This is a genomic window from Amycolatopsis sp. NPDC058340, assembly GCF_042723975.1.
Taxonomy (GTDB): domain Bacteria; phylum Actinomycetota; class Actinomycetes; order Mycobacteriales; family Pseudonocardiaceae; genus Amycolatopsis.
Genome location: NZ_JBHXIB010000063.1, coordinates 1 through 24,364, shown reverse-complemented (window position 1 = coordinate 24,364; position 24,364 = coordinate 1). Strand labels below are relative to the sequence as shown.

The window sequence follows — 24,364 nt, the reverse complement described above, 5'->3', positions numbered from 1 at the left end:
CCGGACGCCTCGCCCGCGCCTGGGACGAAGCCGCCGACGGCTACGAGGCCTACTACGTCCCGCGGTTCGCGCCCTGGGTCTCCGCGGCGGTGCGCGCCCTTCCCCAGGCGCTGCCCGAGGGGCCCGTCCTCGTCCCCTGCTGTGGCACCTTCCCGGAGCTCGACGTGCTCACCGGGCACCTGCCCGGCCGCGAGATCGTCGGCATCGATCTGTCCGCGGGTATGGCCGCGAGGGCCAGGAGGCGGGCCGCGGGCAACGCGCTCGTCCGCGTCGCCGAGGGCGACGCTTCGGAACTCGATCCGGGCTCGGCCGCCGCGATCGTCTCGGTCTTCGGTCTCCAGCAACTGCCCGAACCCGACGCGGCGCTCCGGTCCTGGACCGGCGCGCTACGTCCCGGCGGAGTGCTTTCGGTCGTCTATTGGCCCCACAGCACCGAAGCGGGCGGGGCCTTCACGGTGCTGTCCGACGTGCTCCGCGAACGCGTCCCGGCAGGCGATCGCTCGTGGGAGGAACGACTCGTTCCCGCGCTGGAAGGCGCGACGATCGAACGGGACGAACCCTTGTCGTTCCCGATGGTCCACCCCGACGCCGACACGTTCTTCACCGCGCACACCCGTTCGGGGCCGATGCGGCCGCTGGCGGACGCGCGCGGTGAAGAGTTCATCGCCGAACTGCGCGAGGCGTTCCTGCGAAAGGCGCCGGAAGGGGAATGGCGGCACCGTCCGTCTGCCCGGCATATCGTGGCGCGGGCGTGAGCTCGGCGTCGTCGGCGGCGTCCTTGCGCAGCCGCGCGGTGCACACCGAAAGGTGCACCACGTTCGCACGCTTGTGGTGGCGGTACACGTGGACGTCGGAGGCGAAGCACGCCGCCGCCAGCAGCGCCCGCCGCTGTTCGATGCGCTCGTAGCCGACCCCCGCCGGGCAGAACACGGTGACCTCGACCTCGTCGCCGCGCGGCCTGGTCCACAGGATCACCGGCAGCTTGCCGTCGAGGGTGCACACCCTGGCCCGGGCGAACCCGGTCCGCAGCCGGTGCTGCACGACGATCGAGCGAAGCCGGTCACGGACGAACCTCCGCGCCGATTTCCAGTAGAACAGCCAGTTCGCGATACCGAACAGCACGACCGCACCCCAGATCGGGCCGACCGCGTGGAAAAGCGAGAACAGCGCGTACGGGAGGACGAGGAGCGCGCCGATCTCGTATCGCCAGTGATAAAGGGCGGTGACCGGGTTGGGCCTCCTGACCACCGTGATCTCCCTGGCCAGCTCGGCGATCGCCTGGGGTTCCTGCCAACGGCTCATGACCTTCCTCCTGTCCGTCCGGCGGTTTGCTCGGCGGCCACGGCCGCCGCGGGAATGGAGCGGACGACACCGGCACCGGCGCAGTCCGGGCAAACGGCGTCCTCGTAGGGCCACCACCCCGTGCCTCCGCACGGTTCGCACGCGTGCACGGTGTCCCAGCGGGGATCGCGGTAGACACGGCGCCTGCTGTTCGGCACCCGGGCCACCTGCCAGCCACGAGCGGCCGCTCTGGTGTCCTCGCCGGACGCGAAAAGCCATTCGTGGAAGCGTTCGAGAAGTCGATCGAACCAAGATCGGGGCGCTGCCGTGTGGTTCTCGTGGTGGGACATGAGGTTCACCCCCGATGCGGCGAAGCACTGACTCGGGTCGGCACACACGACGCCTACTCCGGCATTCGTGTGGCCCGCAGGCGACGCGAACCGATACGGATGCACAGAGTCACATTCAGTTGGCTGACAGCATCCGCTCTTCGGTCGTGCCCTGTTCGGACCAGCCCTGGCGTTCGGGTGGGTCACGTACCCCAGGACCAGGTAGAACAGGCCCTGATGCGACGACTCGCCCGCCGTGACACGACATTGACCGACGCGCCAGCGCGGTCCGATCCGCTTGCTGTACTCTCCCCGTTGTGTGCACGTTCAGTCACCGCCCTACTTTGCCTACTAAAGGTAGGTAAGCCTGTGTCTAGTGCCTACATGAAGCCTACATCGGCCGGGCGACGGCCGGTAAGCCCCGATGCGGAAACCGTTACCGCGTCGGGTGTCGGCCGTGAGCTGCGGCGGCTGCGCAAGGCCGCGGGTGAAACCCAGGCCGAAACGGCCAGGATCATCGGGGTGACCAGGGCGAACCTGACCCAATGGGAGACCGGCAAATACCTGCCGTCGACGCATAACGCCCGCCAGCTCGACGACCACTTCCGTGCCGCGAACGCGCTGTTCACCCTGGTCGAGACGGCCCGTTCGCCCCAGGAGCACACCCCGCCCACCGTCGGCGACGCCGGCGTCGTCGACACCTCGCGGTCGCTGTTGCAGGTGTTCCACACCGTCGGCGCCAAACTCGCCGAGCGCCTGATCCGCGACGCCGACGGGAAACCGCTGGGCTGGCGGCACAACCTGCAGAAGAGCACCGGGCCGAAGGCGCTCAGCACCGCCTACGGGATCAACACCATGTTGGTGGTAGGCGACCCCTACATCGACCTACATACGCTCGCCGAAGATCTCTACCGGCTCCAGTCGGCACACGGCTGGCGGGGCCGCGCGGGCGGCAGGCGGCCGGAGACCACCGCGTCGGTGGTGGACGCGCTTTTCCGCACCAGCACCATGTCCGCCGAAGACGGGCTGAAACAGCTGGAGGGGTCGCTCCTGATCGGGGAGGAGCTCGACCCGTACAGCCGGACCCGCCCGTACCTGTTGTCCGCCGTGTTGCACACGGCGGTCCGGCTGCGGCCGGACGCCCCGCTGACCGACCGGCTGATCGACGCCCTCCTGGCGGCCCGGCTCGACTTCGACGGTTCACTGCTGTGGCCGGAGAAGAACGAGGCCGGGCTCGTCGCCCCGGAGGCATCGGTCGTGCACACCGCGCGGTCGGTCGTCGCCCTGCGGGACGTCCTGCGCAGCCGTGAAGATCGCTCCGACGTCCGTGAGGCGGCCGACGAAGCCACACAATGGCTCATCGACCGGTCGCATTCGGACGATGGCGTGGCAGAGGATCTAGAAAGGCCTCGCCCCGACGGTGAAGGAACGACCCGGATCATCATCCGGCACTTCACCTCAGCCTGGGTCGTCCAAGCGCTCGCCACCGCACCCTTCCTGCCACTCCCCCGGCTCAACCGGGCGCTCGGAACCCTTTGGGAGCGCTACGACGCCGATCAGGGGCTGTGGGCCTGGGAGAGCGGAGATCTACCCATCTGGCAGACCTTGGACGCAGTAACCGCGCTGCGCGCGGCCGCCTTCGCCGCCGCGGCGCCCCCGCTCAGCCCTCCAGGAATTCCAGGAACTCCATGATCGACACCCCGCCATCGACCCTCACCGCCGTTCCGGCAGGCGCGCACGCGTTCCTTCGTGAGGTCACCGGCACCCGCCCCGGCCGCGGCGAAGCGGACCTTCCCTGGCTGCGCACGATCGCGCGACACGTCCAGGACTCCCCCGACGTTTTCCTTTCGTGGCTCGAAGAAATCCTCGGTGACGAAGAAGCCGTCCGTGCCGCGGCGAAGCGTTCCTACTGGCATCCCAACGGATTCGCCAAAATGGTGCTGCACGCCTCGCCCGATTTCCGGATCCGGCTCCACGTCTGGCCGGAATCCGCGGAACCGTCCCGCGGCGAATCCAATCCGCACAGCCATCGGTGGGAATTCGCCTCGGCCATCGTCGCGGGCGAAGGCCTGCACATGGTCGAGTTCCACGAAACGGCCGACGGCGGGAAGCCGTACGACCGGTACCGCTACGGCTCCGATCCGGCGAATCCGGCCGCGCTGCTCGCGGACGGCGGAGCCCGGCTGGCGGTGGACAAGACCCCGCACGTCCGGCTCGGCGACGTCTACTCGTGCGACACCGCCGTCGTGCACACCGTGCGGCCGATCGCCGCTGGATTGACCGCGACGGTGGTGATCCAGGGACCGCATCGCACCAGCACCACCGTCGTCTACTGCGAGCCCGGCGAGTCCGACGACCAGCCCAACGGCGAACTGACCGAGACCGATTTCCGTGTCCTGGTCGGCGCCGTCGCGGAAGCGGTGGCGTCATGCCGCTGAGCCTGCCGCGCCGCGGCATCCTGACCGACCGGGCCATCAAACGCGCGCACCGCACCGGGGAACTCACGATCACCCCGTTCGAGCCCGCCCTCGTCCGCCCCGCCGCGATCAGCCTGCGGCTCGGGCGCGAGGCGTTCGCGCTGGAATCGACCGGTACCGTCGACATCGCCGACCGGAGCACCTATCCGGAACTCCGGCCGAAGGAACTCGACGTCGAGGGGCGGCTGTGCGTCGAGCCCGGCGAGGTCGTCCTCGCGCCGACGCTGGAGAAGATCGGGCTTTCGGAGAAGCTCGCCGGGCTCGTCGACGGCACGAGCGACTACGCGCGGCTCGGCATCGGCGTCGTCCTTTGTGGACAGGTCAGCCCCGGCTTCGGCAACGAGAAGGGCGCCGTGCTGACCTTGGAGATCGTGAACCACCTGCGGCATCCGGTACTGCTGCATCCCGGGGCGCGGATCTGCAACCTGATGCTGTTCGCCTCCACCGGAAGCGACCAGCCCTACGGCACGCTGCCGCACAACTATTCCAGCGACCACAACGTGGCCCCGTCCCGATTGGCGGATCATGTCGGCCGTAACTGAACTCTCGCCGGTCGGCGACGACGTCCGCCTCGGAGACCTGGGCGAGCACGCGATCCTGGAGCACATCCTGCGGCCGCGCTACGGCGGCGTCCGCGGATTCGGGGACGACTGCGCCGTCCTCGACGCCGAAGAGGGGCTTCGCGGCGAGCTGGTGGCCACCACCGACAGCTGTCCCACGCCACTGGTCACCATCCTGGGTGAAACGGATCCGTATCACGCCGGCTGGCTGCTGGCGACGATCAACCTGTCCGATCTGGCGGCGGCCGGCGCGACGCCGCTCGGCCTGGTCGTCAACTACACGCTGCCGAAAACGACCACCGCGGGGGAATTCCGGCGGCTTCTCGACGGTGTGGACGACTGCACGAAGGTGCACGGGACCAAGGTCGTCGGCGGCGATCTCCGGGACGGCCCGGTCCGGCAGCTCACCGCCACCGCGATCGGGCGCTGCGTCCCCGGCGGCAGGCTCGGGCGGCTGGGTGCCGAGGCCGGCGATCGCCTGCTGCTGGTCGGTTCGCCCGGTTACCTGTGGTCGTACGCGTTGCTCGTCGAAAAGCAGGCGCGGCTCTCCGATTCGGTCGTCGCCGACATCCGGCGACGCGCCTGCGAGCCGATGGCACAGGTGGCCGCCGGAAACGCCCTCGCCACGGCGGGGCTGGCACGCGCGGCGATGGACGTCTCGGACGGCCTTTTCCCGACCGTGCGGACCCTCTGCGGGGCCAACGGCCTCGGCGCGCGGATCACGACGGCCATCCGGCTGGACGAGCCGCTCGCCGACGTCTGCGCGCAGTCGGGACTCGGCCGCTTCGAGCTCGCGCAGGCTTGGGGCGACTGGACACTCGTGGTCGCCGTGCGGCCGGAGGACGTCGAGCTCGCCAAAAAGACCCTTGCCGTCGAAGGAGTCGCGGCGCAGGAGATCGGCGTGCTCGTTCCCCGCGAGGAAGGCATTTCGCTGGACGACGGCGAGCCTTGGGAAGGGATCGCGCAGGAGCGGTTCTCGCCGAGTTCGTGGCACGGCGGCGAGCTGCCGAGGCTGATCACCGAGGTGCTCGGCAAGCGGGCGAGCTGATCCGCGGGGCGCGGAAAGCCGCTCCGCGCCCCGCTTTCACCAAAGGACGCCTCAACGGACATTGACCGCGTCGGCAGTAATGCCGTTCGGTGAATCCATAAGATCACGTAGCGTTCTCCGATCACCTCGAAACGTCCGCACGCGGGCGACACCGGTTGTCACGCATGGCCACGGGCCACCCGGGGAAGGGACGAATGGACCAGCGACGAGGAAATTCCCTGTCACGTATGTCGCCGTGTGTCAGCGATTCGCCTCCTCGCCGCCTTTGGGAACACCCATTCGGCCCAGAAACTTCCTGCTAGGATTAAAACATAGGATGTTTGGCCGGATTTTCCGCCATATGAGAACAATGTCCATTGCGCATACGGGGGTATCATGAGGTTGCGTATACTTGGCCGTCTTTCCTTGACCGCGAATGGCGTCGACTACACGCCGACGGCACCCAAGTTACGGCACCTTCTCGCATTGTTCATGATTAATTCCAATGAAGTCGTTTCGGTCGACTGCTGCATCGACGAACTGTGGCCGACGGACCCACCCAAGAGCGCTTTGTCGACGCTGCAGACCTATACCCTGCAACTGCGCAAGATCCTGCGCTCCATCCCGCCGAGCGCCGGCGCGACGCTCGAATTGCGCACCAGGCACCAGGGTTACCAGCTGGTGGTACCGAAGGAATGTCTCGACAGGGAACTGTTCGACAGGCAGGTCGAGGCGGCGAGGGAAGAACTGGCCCGGGACAACGTGTGCCGGGCCGCCACGCTGTTCCACTCCGCCTTGCGGCTGTGCGAAGAGCCCGTCCTCGCCGATGTCCGGCTCGGCCCTTCGGTCGCCGCCTACCAGCTGGAGATCAAGGAGACCAGGTTCAGCGTGCTCGGCGAACGCATCGACGCGGACCTCAGACTGGGACGGCATCGTGCGGTCATCGCCGAACTGCGGCAACTCACGACCAGCCATCCGATGGACGAGAACATCCACGCCCAGTTGATGGTGGCGCATTACCGTTCCGGTCAGCGCGCGGAATCGGTGATGGTGTTCCACCGGCTCCGCCGCACGCTCGCCGAAGACCTGGGACTGGAACCCAGCCCGCAGACGAAACGGCTGTTCGAGGCCATTCTCCAGACCGACACACTCCGCACCATGGAAGCGCCCGACACTTTGTCCGGCCTCCGGCTCGCCTGAGCGCCCGGTATCGAAACCCAGTAGTGGTAACCGCCAGCCTAGTACTGGCATTACCAGCTTTCCGAGGTTGTTCACCGCATCCGTTCCGCCATAATGGGTAGGTGCAGGCAAGGAAGGAACTCAGCGATTTCCTGCGGTCCCGGCGTGATCGGCTGCGGCCGGAGGACGTGGGACTGACCTCGGTCGGCCGCAGGCGCACGCCGGGCCTGCGGCGCACGGAGATCGCCCATCTGGCCGGGATCAGCGTCGATTACTACGTCCGGATGGAGCAGGGCCGGGACGGGCGGCCTTCGCCCACCGTGCTGGAGGCGCTGTCGCGGGTGCTGGGCCTCGACGAGGACGAACGCAGCCACCTGTACACGCTCGCCCGCTCCGAACCGGCGCCGCGCCGGGAGAATTCCGACGAAGAGGTCCGGCCGAGCGTGCGCAGGCTGCTCGAACTGCTCAATCCGAGCACGCCCGCGTTCGTCGTCGGGCGGCGGATGGAAGTGCTCGCCTGGAACGATCTCGCGGTCGCGCTGCTCACCGATTTCGAAGCCTGCCGCCCGCCCCTGCGCAACATGGTGTGGCACGGTTTCTGCGACCCCGCCGCGCGACAGCTGTACGTGGACTGGGAACAGATGGCGCGGCAGGAACTGGCGCATCTGCGGGTGGCGGTCGGCCGCTATCCGGACGATCCCGGCATCGTCGCGCTGGTCGGGGAACTGTTCCTCAAGAGCGAGGATTTCCGCCAGTGGTGGGAGAACCACGACGTCCAGGACCGGAGTCACGGCCTGCGGGAGTTCGACCACCCGTTGGTGGGCAGGCTCGAATTGCACTATGAATCCCTTTCCGTTCCGGGTGTGCTCGACCAGAAACTGGTCACCTACACCGCGGACAAGGGCAGTCCGTCCCAAACCGCCCTCGAAGCGCTCGCCGCGGTGGCGGCCGAGACGAAGCGCGCCCACGCGGAGCGCGAAGCCGGACCGGAGAACAGGGTCACGGCCCCGGGCGCCTGACCTCTGCCGATTTTCGCCCGGTTCTTCAGCGTGCGCTGCCAGCCTGGCTCAAGGGAGAACCCGCACCGCTCGAATACCGGACGCGGAGCCCAGCAGCCCAAGGCAGGTACCTCGGATACGACACGCTAGGCGGGCAGATGTCAGTCAATCTTCTCACCGGGAAATCACTACGTATGGCGCGCCTGTCCCGGCGCGGCGACAACAGATACCTCTTCGTGCCTCTGGACCATTCGATATCCGATGGTCCCATCGGCACCGCGGCGGCTTTCACTCGCTTGATCGAAGACATCTCGGACGGCGGCGGCGACGCGATCGTCGTGCACAAGGGCCGCGCGCGGATGGTCGATCCGGCGGCGCTGGGCGATTGTTCCCTGGTGGTGCACCTTTCCGCCAGCACCACGCACGCCAGCGATCGTGACGCCAAGGTGCTCGTCGGCGGTGTCGACGAAGCGGTCCGGCTGGGCGCGGACGCGGTCAGCGTGCACGTCAACATCGGGTCGGAGACCGAGGCGGTGCAACTGGCCGACCTGGGCGCCGTCGCGTCGGCCTGCGCGGACTGGGGAATGCCGTTGCTGGCCATGATCTATCCACGCGGCCCGCGGATCAGCGATCCCGGTGATCCGGCGCTGCTCGCGCATGTGGTCGGCATCGCGGCCGACCTCGGCGCCGACATCGTCAAGACGGTGCTGGCCACGCCCGCCGAGCGGATGGCCCAGGTGGTGCTGAGCTCGCCGATCCCGGTCGTGGTCGCGGGCGGCGCCGCCGTCGAAGGCGGCCTCACCGAGTTCGCCACCTCGGCCCTGTCGGCGGGCTGCCGAGGCGTGGCCGTGGGCAGGCGGGTCTTCGACAGCCCCGACCCTCGCCGCGCGGTCCGTGAACTGGCCGCGGCGATCCACGGCCCCCGGATGACCGACTCCCTGCGCAAGGAACTGGTGGGTGCCCCGTGAAGTTCGCCTGGATCGACCTCCGCACCGTGCCCGACGCCCAGCGGGAGGCGGTCGTCGACGCGGCCGTGCACGCCAGGGTGGATGCCATCGTGCACGACGACGTAAGCCTCCTCGACACCCTTCCCGCCACCGTCAAACGCGTCCTGGTCCAGAAGGACGGCGGCGGCTCGGGTGAGGGCTTGGTCCACCTCCGCGCCGTCGGCGGGGAAACCGAGCTGAACGCCCTCAAGAGCGCGTGGTACGACGACAAGACCGATATCGCCGGGCTGGTGCACGTGCGCGACGACGCCACGCTGACGCTCGCCTGCGAATCCGCGCGTGTGCTGCCCTACACGGTGGTGGAATTCCGCGATCCGACGAAGATCCCGCTGGAAATCGTGATCGCGGCCGCGGACGGCTCGCCGGGACAACTGATCTGCCAGGCCGCCGATCTCGAAGAGGCGCAGATCATCGTCGACGTCCTCGAAAAAGGCTCCGAAGGCGTGTTGCTGGCGCCTCGCGACGCCAACGACGTCTTCGGGCTGATGGAGCTCCTGCGCGACAAGACCCCGCAGCTGAGCCTGGCCAAACTCACCGTCGAGTCGATCGAGCACTGTGGACTCGGCGACCGGGTCTGCATCGACACCTGCACCCATTTCGGCGAGGACGAGGGCATGCTGGTCGGCTCGTACTCGCAAGGTTTCATCCTGTGCTGCAGCGAAACCCATCCGCTGCCCTACATGCCGACGAGGCCGTTCCGGATCAACGCCGGGGCTTTGCATTCCTACGTCTTCGGGCAGGACAACCGGACGAACTACCTGAGCGAACTCAAAGCGGGCAGCACCGTGCTCGGCGTCGGAGCCGACGGGCGCACCCGCCGGATCGTGGTCGGGCGGATCAAACTGGAATCCCGGCCGTTGCTGAGCATCAAGGCCGTCTCGGAAGACGGCGTCGGCGTCAACCTGATCGTGCAGGACGACTGGCACGTGCGGGTGCTCGGCCCCGGCGGCGCGGTGCTCAACGTCACCGAGCTCACGCCGGGCACGCAGGTGCTGGGCTACCTGGCCACCGACCAGCGGCACGTCGGCTGGCCCGTCGGCGAATTCTGCCTGGAAAAGTGACCTCCGCCGGTCCGCCCGTGCCACCGGGCCCGGGCGGACCGGCCTTCGGACGGTGGTGGGCATGCGAACGCGATCCTGGTGGGGAGAGGATCTTCTCGGCCGCGGCGACGACGACGAACCGTGGGCGTGCGGGGAGCGCGCCGTCACCCGGGGCAAGCTCCGGGCGGAGGTGGCCTGGCTCGCCAAGGCCTACCGCCATCACGGCATCGGCGCCGGCACCACGGTCGCCCTGCACGGAACCCCCAGCTTCACCCAGTTGTGGTCGGTGTTCGCCCTGTGGGAGCTGGGCGCGCAGATCGCCTTGATCGAACAGAAGACCTGCCTCGCCGAGATGACCTGTCTGCTCGGCCGGTGGCGGCCGCAGTACTTCGTCACCTTCGGCGGCAGCGGGCGCAGGCACCGGCCGTTCACCGACGAATGCGAAGTGCTGGTGAGGCGGCTGCCGGACGGCGAGCCCGCCTCGACCGGCCACTGTCTGCTCCAGCTCTCCTCGGGCACCACCGGCGCGGGGAAGCTCATCGGCCGGACGCCGGAGTCGATCCTCGCCGAACTCGGGCGGATCGCCGCCGTGGAAGGCGTTCCGGGTCCCGGTGAGCGGGTGCTGCTGCTGAACTCGCCCGCGCGTTCCTTCGGCCTCGTCGGCGGCGTGCTGCACGGCCTCGACGCCGCCGCGGTGCTGCTGTTCCCCGCCCCTGCCGCGGCCACGCGGACGGCCGACGTCGTCATCGGGGAACCCCGGCATTTCGCGCGGCTCGGCGAAGACTCCGTCGAGCCCTTCACGTCCCTGCGTGCCGCGATCTCCGGCGGCGACGTCCTGCGCCACGACGTCTTCGACCGGTTCCGGGACCGGCACGGCGTGCGCATCGGCCAGGCCTACGGCACCACCGAAACCGGCGTGATCTCGATGGACGTCGCGGGCCGGTTCGCGGTGTGCGGGGTCGGGAAACCGGTGCCGGGGATCAGGATCCGCGTCGCGGACGGCGTGCTGGACGTGCACCTGGCGCGTTCGCCGTACGTCATCGAGACCGATCCCTGGAACGGCGGCTGGCTGTCCACCGGTGACCGGGTCCGGCGGGACCCGGTCACCGGCTCGTTGCAGCTACTGGGCCGCGCGGGCGACGACCGGCGGGATCCGGACCGCCCGCCGGCCGTCGCGGCTAGCGCGCGGAGATGAGGTCCGCGCCGAGACCGGAAGGGGTCAGCGCGGGCCCTTCCAGCACCGGGTCGGCCAGCAGGATGGCGGTCTGGAGTTCGCTCAGCGCACGGGAACCCGTCTCGGCGGCGGTCAGGAACCGTTGGTACACCGCCAGCGCGTCGGCCTGTCTGCCGCTGCGGTAGAGCGCCGTCATCAGCTGCGCGGTCAGCTGTTCGTCCGCCGGGTGCCGGTGCACCAGCGCGGTGAGCTTGCCCAGCACCTGGCGGTGCTGACCGAGCCGGAGGGCGAGGTCGGCGCAGAGGACGACGGCCTCCATCCGCTTGGCCCGAAGCCCGACGAGCGTCCGCTGGGCCCCCGGCCCGATCTTGACGTCGACGAGTGCCTCGGTGCGCCACAGGTTCAGCGCTTCGGTGATCAGCCTGGCCGCGTCACCGAGATTCCCGTCGGCACGCCGGATCCGCGCGGTGCCGACGAGCCGGTCGAACCGGTCGAGGTCGAGTTCCCCCGGTTCGGTGGTGAACAGATAGCCCGCGTCGGGCCCGGCCCCGGTGGTGCGCAGACGTTTCGCCGCGGGACCGAGCGCCTTGCGCAGCTGCAGGATATGTGTGTGCACGGTCGACACCGAACAGTTCCTCGACGCGCCGTCCCCGAGCTCCTTGGCGCACTGGACGACGCTCACCTCGTGGTTGGCGTTGAGCAGCAGGAGCGCCAGCAGCGTTCGCTGCTTCGGCGCCGAGGGCGCGAGCGGCCTCCCGTCGTACAGCACCTCGAGCGGGCCCAGCAAAGCGATCCTCACGGTGACTCGACTCCCTTCGATCCACTGCGCTGACAAGTGATCCTCATCCGGTGACCGGGGTGCCCACCTCCGTCACCCGATCGTCGGCACGACGGCCGAACAAGGCGGCGGTGACCAGTGCGCCCACGACGACGACACAGCCGATCACCAGGTAGACCGCGTGATAGGTGGACAGGCGATCGGCCTGCTCCCCCGATCCGGAAAGCGCCGAAGCGAACGCCACGAGCGCGGCGATGCCGACGCTCGAACCGACCTGCTGGGCGGTGATGTTGAACGCGCCGGCGACACCGTGCCGCTCACCGGGCACGCCGGTGAGCGAGGCGGCGGTGAGCGCGGTGTAGGCCAGGCCCTGTCCGATGGCCATCACCGCGACCCCCGGCAGGATGTCGGTCAGGTAGTCGCCGTCCAGCGGTGTGCGGACCCAGAGCACGACACCCACCGCGAGCAGGAGGAGGCCGGCGACGAGGATCCGTCGCTGACCGAATCGCGTCAGCAGACGGCCGGCCACGTTCGAGAACACGGCGACGAGCAGGCTCATCGGAAGCACCGCCAGCCCCGACTGCAGGGGCGTGTAGCCGAGCATGCCCTGCATGTAGAGCGGCGCGAAGAACAAGACCCCGTTGAGCGCGAAGAAGAACAGGCCACCGGCGAGGGTCGCCGCCCGGACCGGCCGCGACCGCAGGATGCCGACCGAGAACAGCGGCTCGGATGCCCGGCGTTCCCAGGCCACGAACCCGGCGAGCAGCAGGAGCGCGAGCAGCGCCGACACGATCGTGCCGGTGTCCGACAGGCCCACTTCGCCCGCCCTGGTCACCGCGAAGATACCGGCCAGCAGGCCGGCGGTGACCATCGCCGCGCCGGGCAGGTCGATCGGCCGTCGCTCGCCGACGGAACTCGGCAGGAGCGGCCGGATGCCGAGCAGCACCAGCACGCTCGTCACGGCGCTGAAGGCGAACACCGCGTGCCAGCCGAACGCGCTGGTGAGCACACCGCCGAGGACCAGGCCGACGCCGAAGCTCGCCGCGCCCACCGCGGTGTAGATCCCCAGCGCGCGGTTGCGCAGCCGTCCCGGCGGGAAGACCTGGAACAGCAATGCCATCGCCGCCGGAACGGACAGGGCCGCGCCGATCCCCTGCGCCGCCCTGGCGGCGATCAGCACCTCGGCGGTGGGCACGACGACCGGGGCGAGCGCGCCCGCGGCGAAGACGGCGATCCCCACCGCCAGCACCAGCCGCCTGCTGAACACGTCGGCCAGCCTGCCGCCGAACAGCAGGCAGCCCGCGAACGTGATCCCGTAGCCGGTCATCGTCCACTGGAGCAGCGCGTCGTCCATCTCCAGATCCCGCCCGATGTCGGGCAGCGCCGGATTGACCACGGCCACGCTGCCGACATCGAGCGCCACCGCCGCCGCCAGCAGGATCAGGGTCCACCACAGTCGTGGGGTGAAACCGGCAGCCGGTTCCTCGACGCGCGGCACTTGGTTGGCCACCAGAACGCTCCTTGGGTCGTGACTGGGCGACAAACCGGATCGGCGCTTTCCGATCCGGGGATTCAGCCAGCCTCGCAGGACTGGCGTCCGGCAGATAGTGCTCTGTCATTCCTAGTAATCGGCGGGCTAGCCAACCGGATACCAGGAATCACGGGCATGGCTATAGCGGACCTTGCTCGATTTTTCATCGGACCTCGTGAGCATGGGACGTGTACGAGTTCGGTCACGGAGGGAGATACGGTGTCCGGCCAAGAACCCCACCCGCCCTTTCCCCGGCGAATCGGAAGTGGGCGGTGAACCAGGCGCTCCGGAACTGTCTCGCCCAGTTCGCCACCGGCGTCACCGTGGTCACCGTTCGCCATGAAGGCGCCGTCCACGGCGCGACGGTGAACGCTTTCGCGTCGATTTCGCTCGATCCGCCGCTCGTGATGGTCTCACTGGACCGGCGCAGCAGATTGTGCGCGCGGCTCGACGGCGCCGCTTTCGAAATCAACATCCTTTCGACATGGCAGCAAGGAATAGCCCGGCATTTCGCGGGCCGCGGCACGGATCCGGCACCGGAAATCCGCTGGGACGTGTTCCCGCATTCCGTCCGGCTCGCCGGCTGCGCCGCGTATCTGAGCTGCGTGCCGTGGGCCTCCTACGACGGCGGCGACCACGTGATCTACCTCGGCGAAGTGCGGAACTTCGAGATCCGGGGCGGTCCCCCGCTCGTCTTCCACCGAGGCGCCTTCCACGAACTGCGCCGAACCGCCACCGAAGCGCTCGCCCCCACCACCGACGGGACAGGAATCCTTCGATGACACTCCAGCAGGAAACCACCGCTTCGGCGAACGGCCGGACCCCGGCTTCCCGGCCGATGAACGGGAAAGAATACCTGGAAAGCCTGCGCGACGACCGGGAGATCTACCTCTACGGCGACCGTGTCGCCGACGTCACGAAGCATCCGGCGTTCCGCAACTCCGCCCTGATGACCGCGCGGCTCTACGACGCGCTGCACGATCCGGCCAAACACGACGTGCTCACGACCGCCACCGACACCGGGAGCGGCGGTTACACGCACAGCTTCTTCCGCACCCCGCGCAGCCCGCAGGACCTCCTCGACGATCGCGAGGCCATCGCCGAATGGGCGCGGCTCACCTACGGCTGGATGGGCCGGAGCCCCGACTACAAGGCCAGCTTCCTCGGAACGCTCGGCGCCAACGCGGACTTCTACTCGCCGTTCCAGGACAACGCGCGCCGCTGGTACCGCGAGTCACAGGAGAAGGTGCTCTTCTGGGACCACGCGATCGTGCACCCGCCGGTCGACCGGCACCTGCCGTCCGAAGCGGTGAAGGACGTCTTCGTCCACGTGGAGAAGGAAACCGACAGCGGCCTGATCGTCAGCGGGGCGAAGGTCGTCGCCACCGGCTCCGCGATCACCAACCTGAACTTCATCTCGCATTACGGCATGCCCATCAAGGAACGCGAGTTCGCGCTGATCGCGACGCTGCCGATGACCGCACCAGGGCTCAAGCTCATCTGCCGCCCGTCCTACGCGGCCACCGCCGCGGTGATGGGCAGCCCCTACGACCATCCCCTGTCCAGCCGGTTCGACGAGAACGACACGATCTTCGTGATGGACAAGGTGCTCATCCCCTGGGAGAACGTCTTCATCTACGGCGATTCCGCCAAGGTGAACGAATTCGTCGCCGAGTCCGGTTCCCTGGAACGGCTGACCTTCCAGAGCTGCATCCGGCTGGCGGTGAAGATCGACTTCATCGCGGGTCTCCTGCTCAAGGCGATCGAGATGACCGGGACGAAGGACTTCCGCGGTGTGCAGGCGCGGGCCGGCGAGGTGCTGGCCTGGCGAAACCTGTTCTGGGCGCTCAGCGAGGCGATGGCAAGGAATCCCCGGGAATGGCGGGACGGCTCGCTGCTGCCGCGCAAGGACTACGGCCTCGCGTACCGCTGGTTCATGACGCTCGGCTACCCGCGGATCAAGGAGATCATCGAGCAGGACGTCGCCAGCGGCCTCATCTACGTGAACTCGAGCGCGGACGACTTCAAGAACCCCGCGATCCGGCCTTACCTCGACAAGTACGTCCGCGGTTCCAACGGGCACGACGCGGTGAGCCGGGTGAAGCTGATGAAGCTGTTGTGGGACGCCATCGGCACCGAGTTCGGCAGCAGGCACGAACTGTACGAACGCAACTCCTCCGGGAACCACGAGTCGATCCGCACCGAGATCCTCGCGGCGCAGACCGAAAGCGGTCAGGTCGACGGGTACAAGGGCTTCGCCGACCAGTGCCTGCGCGAGTACGACCTCGACGGCTGGACGGTGCCGGACCTCGATTCCTTCGACGAGCTGAAACACGTCATGCGCGGCCTCGGCCGCACGTCTTGAGCCGGAGGGCATCGTGTATCTGCTTGGCACGCACCGGTCCGTCGCCGACCGGCTGAAACTGTCGACCCGGCGCGAGCTCGGCGCGGGGAATTTCTTCTGGCACGTCTGCGAAATCGCCCGTGACCCCGACCGGCCACTGTTGTTCCGGATCGAGGACGGCGCGGTGACCGGACGCTCCCTCGCCGAGCTGCGCGACGACGTACTGCGCCGCGCGCACTGGTACGCGCAGGAGGGCGTAAAGCCGGGGACACGGGTCGGTGTCCACCTGCGTGACGGGCTCGCCGGGTTCGTGCACCACATCGCGATCACCACGCTCGGCGGGGTCACCACGCTGACCAATCCGCGGCTGCCCCCGGACGTGGCCGCGCACTACTTCGACCGCACGGAAACCGCTTTGGTGGTCACCGACATCGAGGTGCCCGCCGGGTCCGGAAGGAGGTACGTCGACGAGAAGACGGTCGACGTGCCCTGGGACGGCCCGTCTCCCCCGGTGCCGGATACCCACCGGCACACCGACGACGACCTGGTGCTGATCTCCCACTCCTCCGGCACCACCGGGGTGCCGAAGCCGACGGCCTTCGCGCACCGCACGTTCTCCGTCGGCAAACGGGAACGGCTCTGGAAGTTCCCGTCCCTGCGGACGGACCGGATGCTCACCGCGCTGCCGCACAGCCATTCCTCCGGGATCAGCTACCTCAGCCTCGCCCTGATGCTCGGGATGCCGGCCATGCTGGCCGACGGGACATCGGGCGAAGCGGTCGCCGAGGCGATGAACGCGTTCCGGCCCACGCTCGTGCTCGGCTTCCCCGGCGCGCTCGCGGAACTGCCGATCTCTTCACTGACAACGGAAGCGGCGGACGCCGTGCACACCTGGATGGGCATGGGCGACGCGTCCCACGAACGGCACATCCGTCCGCTGGTGGCGCTCGGGCGCGGCGGATCGACCTATGTGGACGGTCTCGGTTCGTCCGAAATGGGCATGGTGCTGTTCAAACACGCCTACACCGCAGGCTCCACCACTTACGCGCGGGCGATCGGCAAGCCGGTGCGCGTGGTCCGCGAGGCCGCCGCCCTCGACGACGAGGGCCGGGTCCTGCCGCCGGGCGAGGCCGGGCTGCTGGGGGTGCGCACGCCGAGCGTCACCCCGGGCTACGTCAACGACGAGACGCTGAACCACCTGGCCCGCAGCGGCGGTTTCTTCCTCACCGGCGACGTCGTGCGCCAGGACGAGAGCGGGATCTGGTACCACCTCGACCGGACGCCGGACGTCATCGAGACCGCCGGCGGCCCGGTGTACAGCCTGCCGCTGGAAGAGGTCGTGCTCAACGAGACGAAGGCCCTCGACGCCGCCGTGATCGCGGTTGCCGATCCCGCCGCACCGGGCCGGTCCGTGCCCGCCGCCGTGGTGCTGTTCGGGCACGGCGAAGTGCCGGACGCCGAGGAGATCCGCGCGTCGTGCAACCTCGCGCTCGCGCGGGCGGGACTCACGACGCTGGCCGCCGTGGTCGTGGCCTGCTCACGGAGCGAACTGCCGGTGGGCGTCACCGGGAAGGTCCTCAAACGTGAGCTCCGGGAAAGACATCGGGAGCTGCTCACCGGCGCGGCGAACGGCGCCGAACCGAAGGGATGGCACGGATGACCGCGATCGACCCGGAAGTGCGCACCGGGAACGGGACGGACGAGACGGCCGCGCGGGCCGTGGTCGACATCGTCACCGGGACCTGGCGTGCCCAGGCGCTCCACGCGGCGGTCGCGCTCGGCCTGCCCGATCACCTCGCCGAAGGACACGTCACCAGTGCTTCCCTCGCCGCCCGCGCGCAGGCCGATCCCGACGGCGTGCTCAGGCTGATGCGGCTGCTCGTCGCGATCGGCGTGTTCGACGGCGACGACCGGACCGGCTACCGCCTGACGCCGATCTCGCAGCTGCTGCGCACGGGCACCGCGACGTCGATGCGCGAGATGTGCCGTCTCTACGGCGAGGAGTTCCACCAGGCCTGGGGTTCGGTCGTCACCGCCGTGCGGACCGGGCGTTCCGGCTTCGAGCACGCTTTCGACCGCACCCTCCACGAGTACCTCGCGGAGGTGCCAGGGGCCGGGCAGCGGTTCCTCGATGCCATGAACGCCGGGAGCACCTTCTTCGCCGACGTCCCCGCCGCGTTCGACTTCACGCGGGGGAAGACGATCGCGGATCTCGGCGGCGGCAGCGGGAACCTGATGTCCACCGTGCTCCAGGCCCATCCGCATCTGCGCGGCGTGCTCGTGGACAAGGAGCACATGCTGCCGGTGGCCAGGAACCAGCTCGTCGCGCGCGGCTGCGCCGATCGCTGCGAAGTGGTGGTCGGCGACATCTTCGAAGGTGTGCCGAAGGACATCGATTTCTACCTGCTGTCCCGGATCCTGCAGGACTGGGACGACAGCGAGTGCATCACGCTGCTGACGCACTGCCGCCGTGCCATGGCGGACGATTCCGCGCGCGTGCTGATCCTGGAGCGGGTCATTCCCGATTCCGGGACCGAGGTGCTGCCGCTGTTGTGGGATCTGCACCTGCTGATGATGGCGGGCGGCCGCGAGCGGACCCTGGCGAGCTACGAGTCCATTCTGGACGGTGCGGGGCTGCGCCTGGAGTCCGCGCATCCGCTGGCACTGGAGACCACCCTGCTGGTCGCGGCGCCGACCCGGTCCGACCGGTCGCGGTGACGTCGTCGTGGAGATCTGCATCATCGGCCTCGGCCCCCGCGGCCTTTCGGTACTGGAACGGTTGTGCGCGAACGCTTCCGCCAAGGTTCCCGACGGCCGCGAACTCGTGGTGACCGTCCTCGACTCCCATGTGCACGACGGCGGGCTGGTGTGGCACCGTCGCCAGGACCCGAAACTGCTGATGAACACCGTCGCCGCCCAGATCACCATGTTCCTCGACGACACCGTGGAGGCGGCGGGCCCGGTGCGGGACGGGCCGAGCCTGTACGAATGGGCGAAGTCGATCGCGGAGGCACCGTCGTCCGACGAGATCCCGGACACGGTGCGCGCGGAGGCCGGGACGCTGGGGCCGGATTCCTATCCGTCGCGGGCGTTCTACGGGTCGTACCTGTACTGGACACTGCGGCGGATCATCAGGACCGCTCCCGCCGCCGTGCGGATCGTGCTGTGCGCGGAGAAGGCCGTCGACCTGCGGGACGCCGAGGACGGTTCGCAGCGCGTCTGGCTGTCCGGCGGCACCGTGCTCGACGGACAGGACGTCGTGGTGCTCACACAGGGCCATCTGGACACGCTCCCCACCCGCGAAGAGGCCGCCATGGCGCGGTTCGCCCGGAAGCACGGCCTGCGATATCTCGCTCCCCGCAACCCGGCGGGCGCCGAACTCGACGGGATCGGGCCGGGCGAGCCGACCGTCCTCAGAGGAATGGGACTGGCCTTCTTCGACTACCTGGCGCTGCTGACCGAAGGCCGGGGCGGTCGTTTCGTCCGCACCGGCGAGGGTCTGGTCTACCGGCCGTCCGGCCGCGAGCCCCGGATCGTCACCGGATCCCGGCGCGGCGTTCCGTACCACGCGCGCGGCGAGAACCAGAAAGGCGCCTTCGGCAGGCACGAGCCGTTGTTCCTCACCCCGGAGGTGATCGAGCGGCTGCGCGGACGCGCGGAGCCGGCCGACTTCCGGGCCGACGTCTGGCCGCTGATCGATCGCGAGGTCCGCGCGGTGTTCTACGGCACGCTGGTGCGTGACCGTGGAACGCCGGAGAGGGCGCGGGAGTTCACCCGCGCCTTCGTCGCGGCGGCGGGAGACGGGTCGCCGACCCCATCGGATCCACTGGCGCCGGAGCCGTCGCCCGCGGAAGAACGGGTGCTGGCCGAATTCGGCATCGGGACACGCTGGGATTGGCGCCGTGTGGCGCAACCGATCCCGGCGGACGCCCTCACCGGCACCGGCCGGTTCCGCGGCTGGCTCCGGTCCTATTTGGACGAAGACATCGCGGAAGCGAGACGGGGCAATGTGCACAGCCCGCTCAAGGCCGCGCTCGACGTACTTCGGGACCTGCGCAACGAGATCCGGCTCGTGGTCGATCACGGCGGTCTCTCCGGCGACTCCTACCGCGACGATCTCCAGGGCTGGTACACGCCGCTGAACGCGTTCCTCTCGATCGGCCCGCCCGTGCGGCGGATCGAGGAGATGGCGGCCCTGATCGACAGCGGTGTGCTGAGCGTCCTCGGCCCGCGGCTGTGCGTGCGGGCCTCGCCGGACGCGCGCCGGTTCCTCGCGCACTCGGCGCGGCTGCCCGACACCACCGAAGCCGCGACCACCCTGATCGAAGCCCGGCTTCCCGACGCCGATCTCCGGCGGACCCAGGACCTGTTGCTGCGGAATCTGCTGGCACGCGGCGAATGCCGGCTCCACCGGATCCCGATCGCCCGGGGCGGTTCGTATCCGACCGGCGGCCTCGCCGTCACCCGCCGTCCGTATCGCCCGGTGGATCTCGGCGGCAGGCCGCACCCTCGCCGGTTCGCCTTCGGCGTGCCCACCGAGACCGTGCACTGGGTGACCGCCGCGGGAATCCGTCCCGGCGTCAACTCGGTCATCTTGACCGACGCGGACGCGGTCGCCAGGGCCGCTCTCGCGATCGCTTGCCCCGCACCATCCCGACCGAAGGAATCAGGAGAATCATGGATCTACAGCTGACCGGCCGCATCGCGGTGGTCACCGGCGCCTCCAAGGGAATCGGGCTCGCGATCGCCCGGACACTGCACGAGGAGGGCGCACGGGTCGTCGCCGTGTCCCGCAAGAGCAGCCCGGAACTCGACCTGCTCGCCGGCGCCGGCCTGACGCACGTCGCCGCCGACCTGATGGATCCCGGAGCGCCGGCTGAGGTGGTGGCGCGGGCCGCGGACCTCTACGGCGGTCTCGACATCCTGGTGAACAACGCGGGCGGGCCGCCGCCGGGGGTGACCCTGCCGCGCGACTCCTTCCTGGACGCGACGGACGAGGAATGGGGGAAGATGTTCGAGTTCAACCTGTTCTCCGCCGTGCGCGCCATCCGGGCCGCGCTGCCGCTGATGATCGAGCGCGGCGGCGGGTCGATCGTCAACATCTCCTCGTGCAACGCGCGGCAGCCCTCCCCGATCAACGTCGACTACGGCGCGGCCAAGGCGGGCTTGAACAACGTGAGCAAGGTGCTGTCGGACGAATTCGGCCCGCAGGGCATCAGGGTGAACGTGGTCTCGCCCGGCCCGGTCCGCACCGCGTGGTGGACCGAGGAAGGCGGCGTCGCGGACCTGTTCGCGGCCAAGACCGGCAAGGACCCCGAAACCGTGATGACCGAGGTGGTCCCGGCGATGATGGGGCTGGCCACCGGCCGGATCGCCGACCCGCGGGAGGTCGCCGCCGTCGTCGCGCTGCTGGCGTCGCCGCTTTCGGCCAACACCACCGGCGCGGAGTTCGCGGTGGATTCCGGGTTCGTCAAGACGATCTAGGAGGGTGACGGTCATGAACGCACCGGCGAGGACTCCGGTCGCCATCGTGGGCGGTGGACCGGTGGGCCTCCTGCTCGCCCTGTTCCTCGACCGCCACGGTGTCCCGTCGGTGGTGTTCGACCTCGCCGAGTCCACTTCGGACCAGCCGCGAGGGAGCACGCACGGCGCCCGCAGCATGGAACACTATCGGCGGCTCGGGCTGGCGGGCGAGGTCCGCGAACTCGGCCTGCCTTGGGACCATTCCACGGACATCGCGTTCTACACCCGCTACAACGGGTTCCGGCTCGCCCGCAATCGACGCCCCGCCGTGCGGGACCTGCTGCGTGAAGTCGCTTCGGGTCCGCGCACGGCGCAGGTGCCCGAGCCGATGCACCGCGCCAACCAGATGTACGTCGAACGATTGCTGTATCGCCGGGCCCGCGGCCGGGCCCGCATCGACCTGCGGTTCGGCTGGCGGGTGACCGGGATCGCCGCCGACGCGGACGGCGTCGACGTCCGGGCCGAGGACTCGGACGGCCGGATCCGGGCCTGGCGCGCGGGTTACCTGGCCGGCTGTGACGGCGCCCGCGGTGTCGTCCGGCCTCATCTCGGCTCCCGGTACGCCGGGGAGGGCGGGGTCGAGCAGGAGATCCTCGGCGGCCGCACGGTCGCGGCGCATCTGCGCGTTCCCACGCTGTACCGGGATTTCCTCGTCGACGGCGGGGCGTGGAGCCACTGGGCGGTGAACTCCGATCTGGTGCTGAACCTCATCGCGCTCAACGGCAAGGACGAGTTCTTCCTGCTCACCAGCTCCGCCGATCCGGACTCGGCGCCCGACGGCGAGCTCGTCTCCCTCGTGCGACGGGCGGCGGGCGCGCCGATCCCGGTCACCGTGCTGGGCAGGCGACCGTGGACGTCGGGGATGGCGCTGGTCGCGGACGATTTCGGCACGGACCGGGTGTTCCTGGCCGGGGACGCGGCGCATCTGTTCACGCCGAACGGCGGTTTCGGGATGAACACCGGACTGGACGACGCGGCGAACCTGGCCTGGAAGCTGGCCGCGGCGGTGCAGGGCTGGGCCGGACCGGGCCTGCTCGCCTCCTACCACCACGAGCGTCGGCCGATCGCGATCCGCAACACCGGCGCGGCCCGGGAACTCAACCTCGGCCTGGCGAACGTCGCGCGATCCCCCTCCATCGAACAGGACACCGAAGAAGGCCGTGCCGAACGCCGCCGGCTCGGGCGGCTGCTGGCGGACTACGGCGACCGGACGCTCGACACCCTCGGGATCCAGCTCGGTGCGCGGTACGACGGCTCCCCGATCGTCGCGTCCGCGGACGCACCGCCCGCGGACGCGTTCGACACCTACACCCCGACCAGCGTGCCGGGCGGCCGGGCGCCGCATCTGTGGCTGGACGACACCCGCGCGGCGGGCAGCTCGCTCTTCGACCACTTCGGCGTCGGATTCACGCTGCTCCGCCTGGGACCGGACGCGCCGCCCGCCGCCGGCCTGCGCACCGAGGCGGCGCGGCGCAACGTCCCGCTGAAGGTGCTCGACCTGGCCGATCCGCTGGCGCGAGACCTCTACGAAAAGGATCTGGTGCTGATCCGTCCCGACCAGCACGTGGCCTGGCGGGGCAACCATCTCGACCGCGCCGACCGGATCTTCGCCACCGTGACGGGAGGGACATGAACGACTCGGATTCCGGGCTGCTTTCCCCCGTCCGCGCCGGGACATCGGTCGAAGCGGCCACGTCCGACGAGGCGTGGCTCCAGGCCCTCCTCGACGCGGAGGCGGGTCTGGCCCGTGCCCAGGCCGAACTCGGCGTCATCCCCGCGGAAGCCGCCGAACGGATCGGCGCGATCGCACGGGCGAAGGCCGTCGACCTGGTGAGCCTGGCGAGGCGGAGCCGCGAATCCGCGAACCCGGTGGTCGCGCTGGTCGCCGACCTGACCGCGCTGGCCGATCCGGAAACCGCGGAGTACGTCCATCGCGGCTCGACCAGCCAGGACATCGCCGACAGCGCGGCGATGCTGGTCGCGCACCGGGCGACCGGGCTGATCCTGGCCGATCTGGAGCGGGTGGCCGAAGGACTCGCCAGGCTCGCGGAAGAGCACCGCGACCTCGTCATGCCGGGCCGCACACTCGCCCTGCAGGCGGTGCCGGTGACGTTCGGGCTGAAGGCGGCCGGATGGCTCCATTCGATCCTGGCGGCCGAAGACGGGCTTCGCCGGGTACGGGCCATGCTCCCCGTCCAGCTCGGCGGCGCGGCGGGCACGCTCGCCGGTTACGTCGAGTACGCCCGCCCCCTGTTCGGCGAACGGTATCCCGACGAGCTCCTCGCCGGATTCGCCCGCGCGCTGGGGCTCGCCACGCCGGTGCTGCCGTGGCACACCGCCCGCGTCCCGCCGGCCGAACTCGGCTCGGCGCTTTCGGTGGTCTCCGGGGCGCTCGGCAAGCTGGCCATCGACGTCCAGACGCTGTCCCGCACGGAAATCGGCGAGGTCTCCGAGCCGTCGGGTGCCGCGCGGGGAGTGTCTTCGGCGATGCCGCACAAGCGAAACCCGGTGCTGGCCACGCTGATCCGCACGGCCGCGCTCCAGGTGCCCGCGTTCGCCCTGATCCTCACGCAGGCGATGCTCGCCGAGGACGAGCGGCCCGGCGGCCCGTGGCACGCCGAATGGCTGCCGTTGCGGGACTGTCTCCGGCTGACCGGTGGCGCCGCCGCCACCGCGGCCGAACTGGTGGCGGGGCTGGTGGTACATCCGGATCGGATGCGGGAGAACCTGGACCGCACCGGCGGCCTGATCCTGACCGAGCGGCTCGCCGCCGTCCTGTCGCCGTCGCTGGGCCGGGTCGCGGCGAAGGCCTTGATGACCGAGGTGTCGGCTGAAGCCGCGCGCACGGGCCGTTCCCTCCGCGAGACACTACTGGCCGACCAGGTCCTCGCCGCCCGGTTCGACGGCGAGGACCTGCCCGCCCTTCTCGATCCTGAGGGGTACACAGGCGCGGCCGGACGGCTGGTGGACCGGGCGCTGGCCGACTACCGGCGGCGCCGGAAGGGGTGAGGCGACGCGTCGCGAAAGCCACTTTTGGGACATCTGATGTGGGGAAAGTGGGTTTAGCGTCACGCGGGGGCCGCGGGGAATAACGCGGGACAAAACGCGGGACACCC

At 69.6% G+C, this 24,364-nt stretch carries 21 protein-coding genes; 18 read left to right on the top strand and 3 right to left on the bottom strand.

Annotated elements, in window-relative coordinates:
* Window positions 1-89: 89 nt before the first annotated feature.
* Complete coding sequence (locus ACFWIW_RS37675) at window positions 90-755, top strand: class I SAM-dependent methyltransferase (RefSeq protein WP_378372853.1); 666 nt, start codon at window positions 90-92, stop codon at window positions 753-755.
* Here the strand turns inward: ACFWIW_RS37675 and ACFWIW_RS37670 are convergent.
* A complete protein-coding gene (locus ACFWIW_RS37670) occupies window positions 661-1,302 on the bottom strand; it encodes a hypothetical protein (RefSeq protein WP_378372852.1) in 642 nt (213 codons plus the stop codon). The genes ACFWIW_RS37675 and ACFWIW_RS37670 overlap by 95 nt on opposite strands.
* A gap of 692 nt (window positions 1,303-1,994) precedes the next feature.
* Here ACFWIW_RS37670 and ACFWIW_RS37665 point away from each other — a divergent pair.
* The 9 genes from ACFWIW_RS37665 to ACFWIW_RS37625 all read left to right on the top strand — a co-directional run bounded on the left by ACFWIW_RS37665 (window position 1,995) and on the right by ACFWIW_RS37625 (window position 11,093).
* Entirely contained in the window at window positions 1,995-3,302 is a 1,308-nt protein-coding gene (locus tag ACFWIW_RS37665) for a helix-turn-helix transcriptional regulator (protein WP_378372851.1), read from the top strand.
* Window positions 3,299-4,048 carry a hypothetical protein gene (locus tag ACFWIW_RS37660; protein ID WP_378372850.1) on the top strand — a complete coding sequence of 250 codons (750 nt, stop codon included), beginning with the start codon at window positions 3,299-3,301 and terminating at the stop codon, window positions 4,046-4,048. Before ACFWIW_RS37665 ends, ACFWIW_RS37660 begins: the two co-directional genes overlap by 4 nt.
* On the top strand, window positions 4,039-4,629 hold the full coding sequence (gene dcd, locus ACFWIW_RS37655) for a dCTP deaminase (RefSeq protein WP_378372849.1): 591 nt from the start codon (window positions 4,039-4,041) through the stop codon (window positions 4,627-4,629). The genes ACFWIW_RS37660 and dcd overlap by 10 nt, the downstream gene beginning before the upstream one ends.
* On the top strand, window positions 4,613-5,695 hold the full coding sequence (locus ACFWIW_RS37650) for a thiamine-monophosphate kinase (protein ID WP_378372848.1): 1,083 nt from the start codon (window positions 4,613-4,615) through the stop codon (window positions 5,693-5,695). Before dcd ends, ACFWIW_RS37650 begins: the two co-directional genes overlap by 17 nt.
* A gap of 375 nt (window positions 5,696-6,070) precedes the next feature.
* Window positions 6,071-6,874 carry a BTAD domain-containing putative transcriptional regulator gene (locus ACFWIW_RS37645; protein WP_378372847.1) on the top strand — a complete coding sequence of 268 codons (804 nt, stop codon included), beginning with the start codon at window positions 6,071-6,073 and terminating at the stop codon, window positions 6,872-6,874.
* A 101-nt stretch (window positions 6,875-6,975) separates the two neighbouring features.
* Window positions 6,976-7,872: a helix-turn-helix transcriptional regulator gene (locus ACFWIW_RS37640; protein WP_378372846.1), complete on the top strand. Its 897-nt coding sequence runs from the start codon at window positions 6,976-6,978 to the stop codon at window positions 7,870-7,872.
* Window positions 7,873-8,009: 137 nt separating this feature from the next.
* Window positions 8,010-8,819 (top strand): 2-amino-3,7-dideoxy-D-threo-hept-6-ulosonate synthase, encoded by an 810-nt coding sequence (locus ACFWIW_RS37635; RefSeq protein ID WP_240597318.1) that lies wholly within the window; start codon window positions 8,010-8,012, stop codon window positions 8,817-8,819.
* Window positions 8,816-9,919: a 3-dehydroquinate synthase II family protein gene (locus tag ACFWIW_RS37630; RefSeq protein ID WP_378372845.1), complete on the top strand. Its 1,104-nt coding sequence runs from the start codon at window positions 8,816-8,818 to the stop codon at window positions 9,917-9,919. Before ACFWIW_RS37635 ends, ACFWIW_RS37630 begins: the two co-directional genes overlap by 4 nt.
* A 61-nt stretch (window positions 9,920-9,980) precedes the next feature.
* Window positions 9,981-11,093, top strand: a complete 1,113-nt coding sequence (locus ACFWIW_RS37625; RefSeq protein ID WP_378372844.1) for an AMP-binding protein — start codon at window positions 9,981-9,983, stop codon at window positions 11,091-11,093.
* Here ACFWIW_RS37625 and ACFWIW_RS37620 read toward each other — a convergent pair.
* Complete coding sequence (locus ACFWIW_RS37620) at window positions 11,077-11,871, bottom strand: BTAD domain-containing putative transcriptional regulator (RefSeq protein WP_378372843.1); 795 nt, start codon at window positions 11,869-11,871, stop codon at window positions 11,077-11,079. The two genes, ACFWIW_RS37625 and ACFWIW_RS37620, sit on opposite strands and share 17 nt — an antisense overlap.
* 43 nt (window positions 11,872-11,914) lie before the next feature.
* Complete coding sequence (locus ACFWIW_RS37615) at window positions 11,915-13,360, bottom strand: MFS transporter (protein ID WP_378372842.1); 1,446 nt, start codon at window positions 13,358-13,360, stop codon at window positions 11,915-11,917.
* Window positions 13,361-13,653: 293 nt separating this feature from the next.
* On the opposite strand from ACFWIW_RS37615, the gene ACFWIW_RS37610 reads away from it, so the two are divergent.
* The 8 genes from ACFWIW_RS37610 to ACFWIW_RS37575 are packed head-to-tail and all read left to right on the top strand — an operon-like array spanning window position 13,654 to window position 24,257.
* Window positions 13,654-14,163, top strand: a complete 510-nt coding sequence (locus tag ACFWIW_RS37610) for a flavin reductase family protein (protein WP_378372841.1) — start codon at window positions 13,654-13,656, stop codon at window positions 14,161-14,163.
* The gene (locus tag ACFWIW_RS37605) at window positions 14,160-15,746 is read left to right on the top strand and encodes a 4-hydroxyphenylacetate 3-hydroxylase family protein (RefSeq protein WP_378372840.1); all 1,587 of its coding nucleotides are present in this window, start codon (window positions 14,160-14,162) and stop codon (window positions 15,744-15,746) included. The genes ACFWIW_RS37610 and ACFWIW_RS37605 overlap by 4 nt, the downstream gene beginning before the upstream one ends.
* A gap of 13 nt (window positions 15,747-15,759) precedes the next feature.
* Entirely contained in the window at window positions 15,760-17,385 is a 1,626-nt protein-coding gene (locus ACFWIW_RS37600) for a class I adenylate-forming enzyme family protein (protein WP_378372839.1), read from the top strand.
* Window positions 17,382-18,443: a methyltransferase gene (locus ACFWIW_RS37595; protein WP_378372838.1), complete on the top strand. Its 1,062-nt coding sequence runs from the start codon at window positions 17,382-17,384 to the stop codon at window positions 18,441-18,443. The genes ACFWIW_RS37600 and ACFWIW_RS37595 overlap by 4 nt, the downstream gene beginning before the upstream one ends.
* Window positions 18,444-18,450: 7 nt before the next feature.
* Window positions 18,451-20,418 carry an FAD/NAD(P)-binding protein gene (locus ACFWIW_RS37590; RefSeq protein WP_378372837.1) on the top strand — a complete coding sequence of 656 codons (1,968 nt, stop codon included), beginning with the start codon at window positions 18,451-18,453 and terminating at the stop codon, window positions 20,416-20,418.
* Window positions 20,403-21,209: an SDR family NAD(P)-dependent oxidoreductase gene (locus tag ACFWIW_RS37585; RefSeq protein ID WP_240597327.1), complete on the top strand. Its 807-nt coding sequence runs from the start codon at window positions 20,403-20,405 to the stop codon at window positions 21,207-21,209. Before ACFWIW_RS37590 ends, ACFWIW_RS37585 begins: the two co-directional genes overlap by 16 nt.
* Window positions 21,210-21,222: 13 nt before the next feature.
* Window positions 21,223-22,881, top strand: a complete 1,659-nt coding sequence (locus tag ACFWIW_RS37580) for an FAD-dependent monooxygenase (RefSeq protein WP_378372836.1) — start codon at window positions 21,223-21,225, stop codon at window positions 22,879-22,881.
* Window positions 22,878-24,257 (top strand): adenylosuccinate lyase family protein, encoded by a 1,380-nt coding sequence (locus ACFWIW_RS37575; RefSeq protein WP_378372835.1) that lies wholly within the window; start codon window positions 22,878-22,880, stop codon window positions 24,255-24,257. Before ACFWIW_RS37580 ends, ACFWIW_RS37575 begins: the two co-directional genes overlap by 4 nt.
* The last annotated feature ends 107 nt before the right edge of the window (window positions 24,258-24,364 follow it).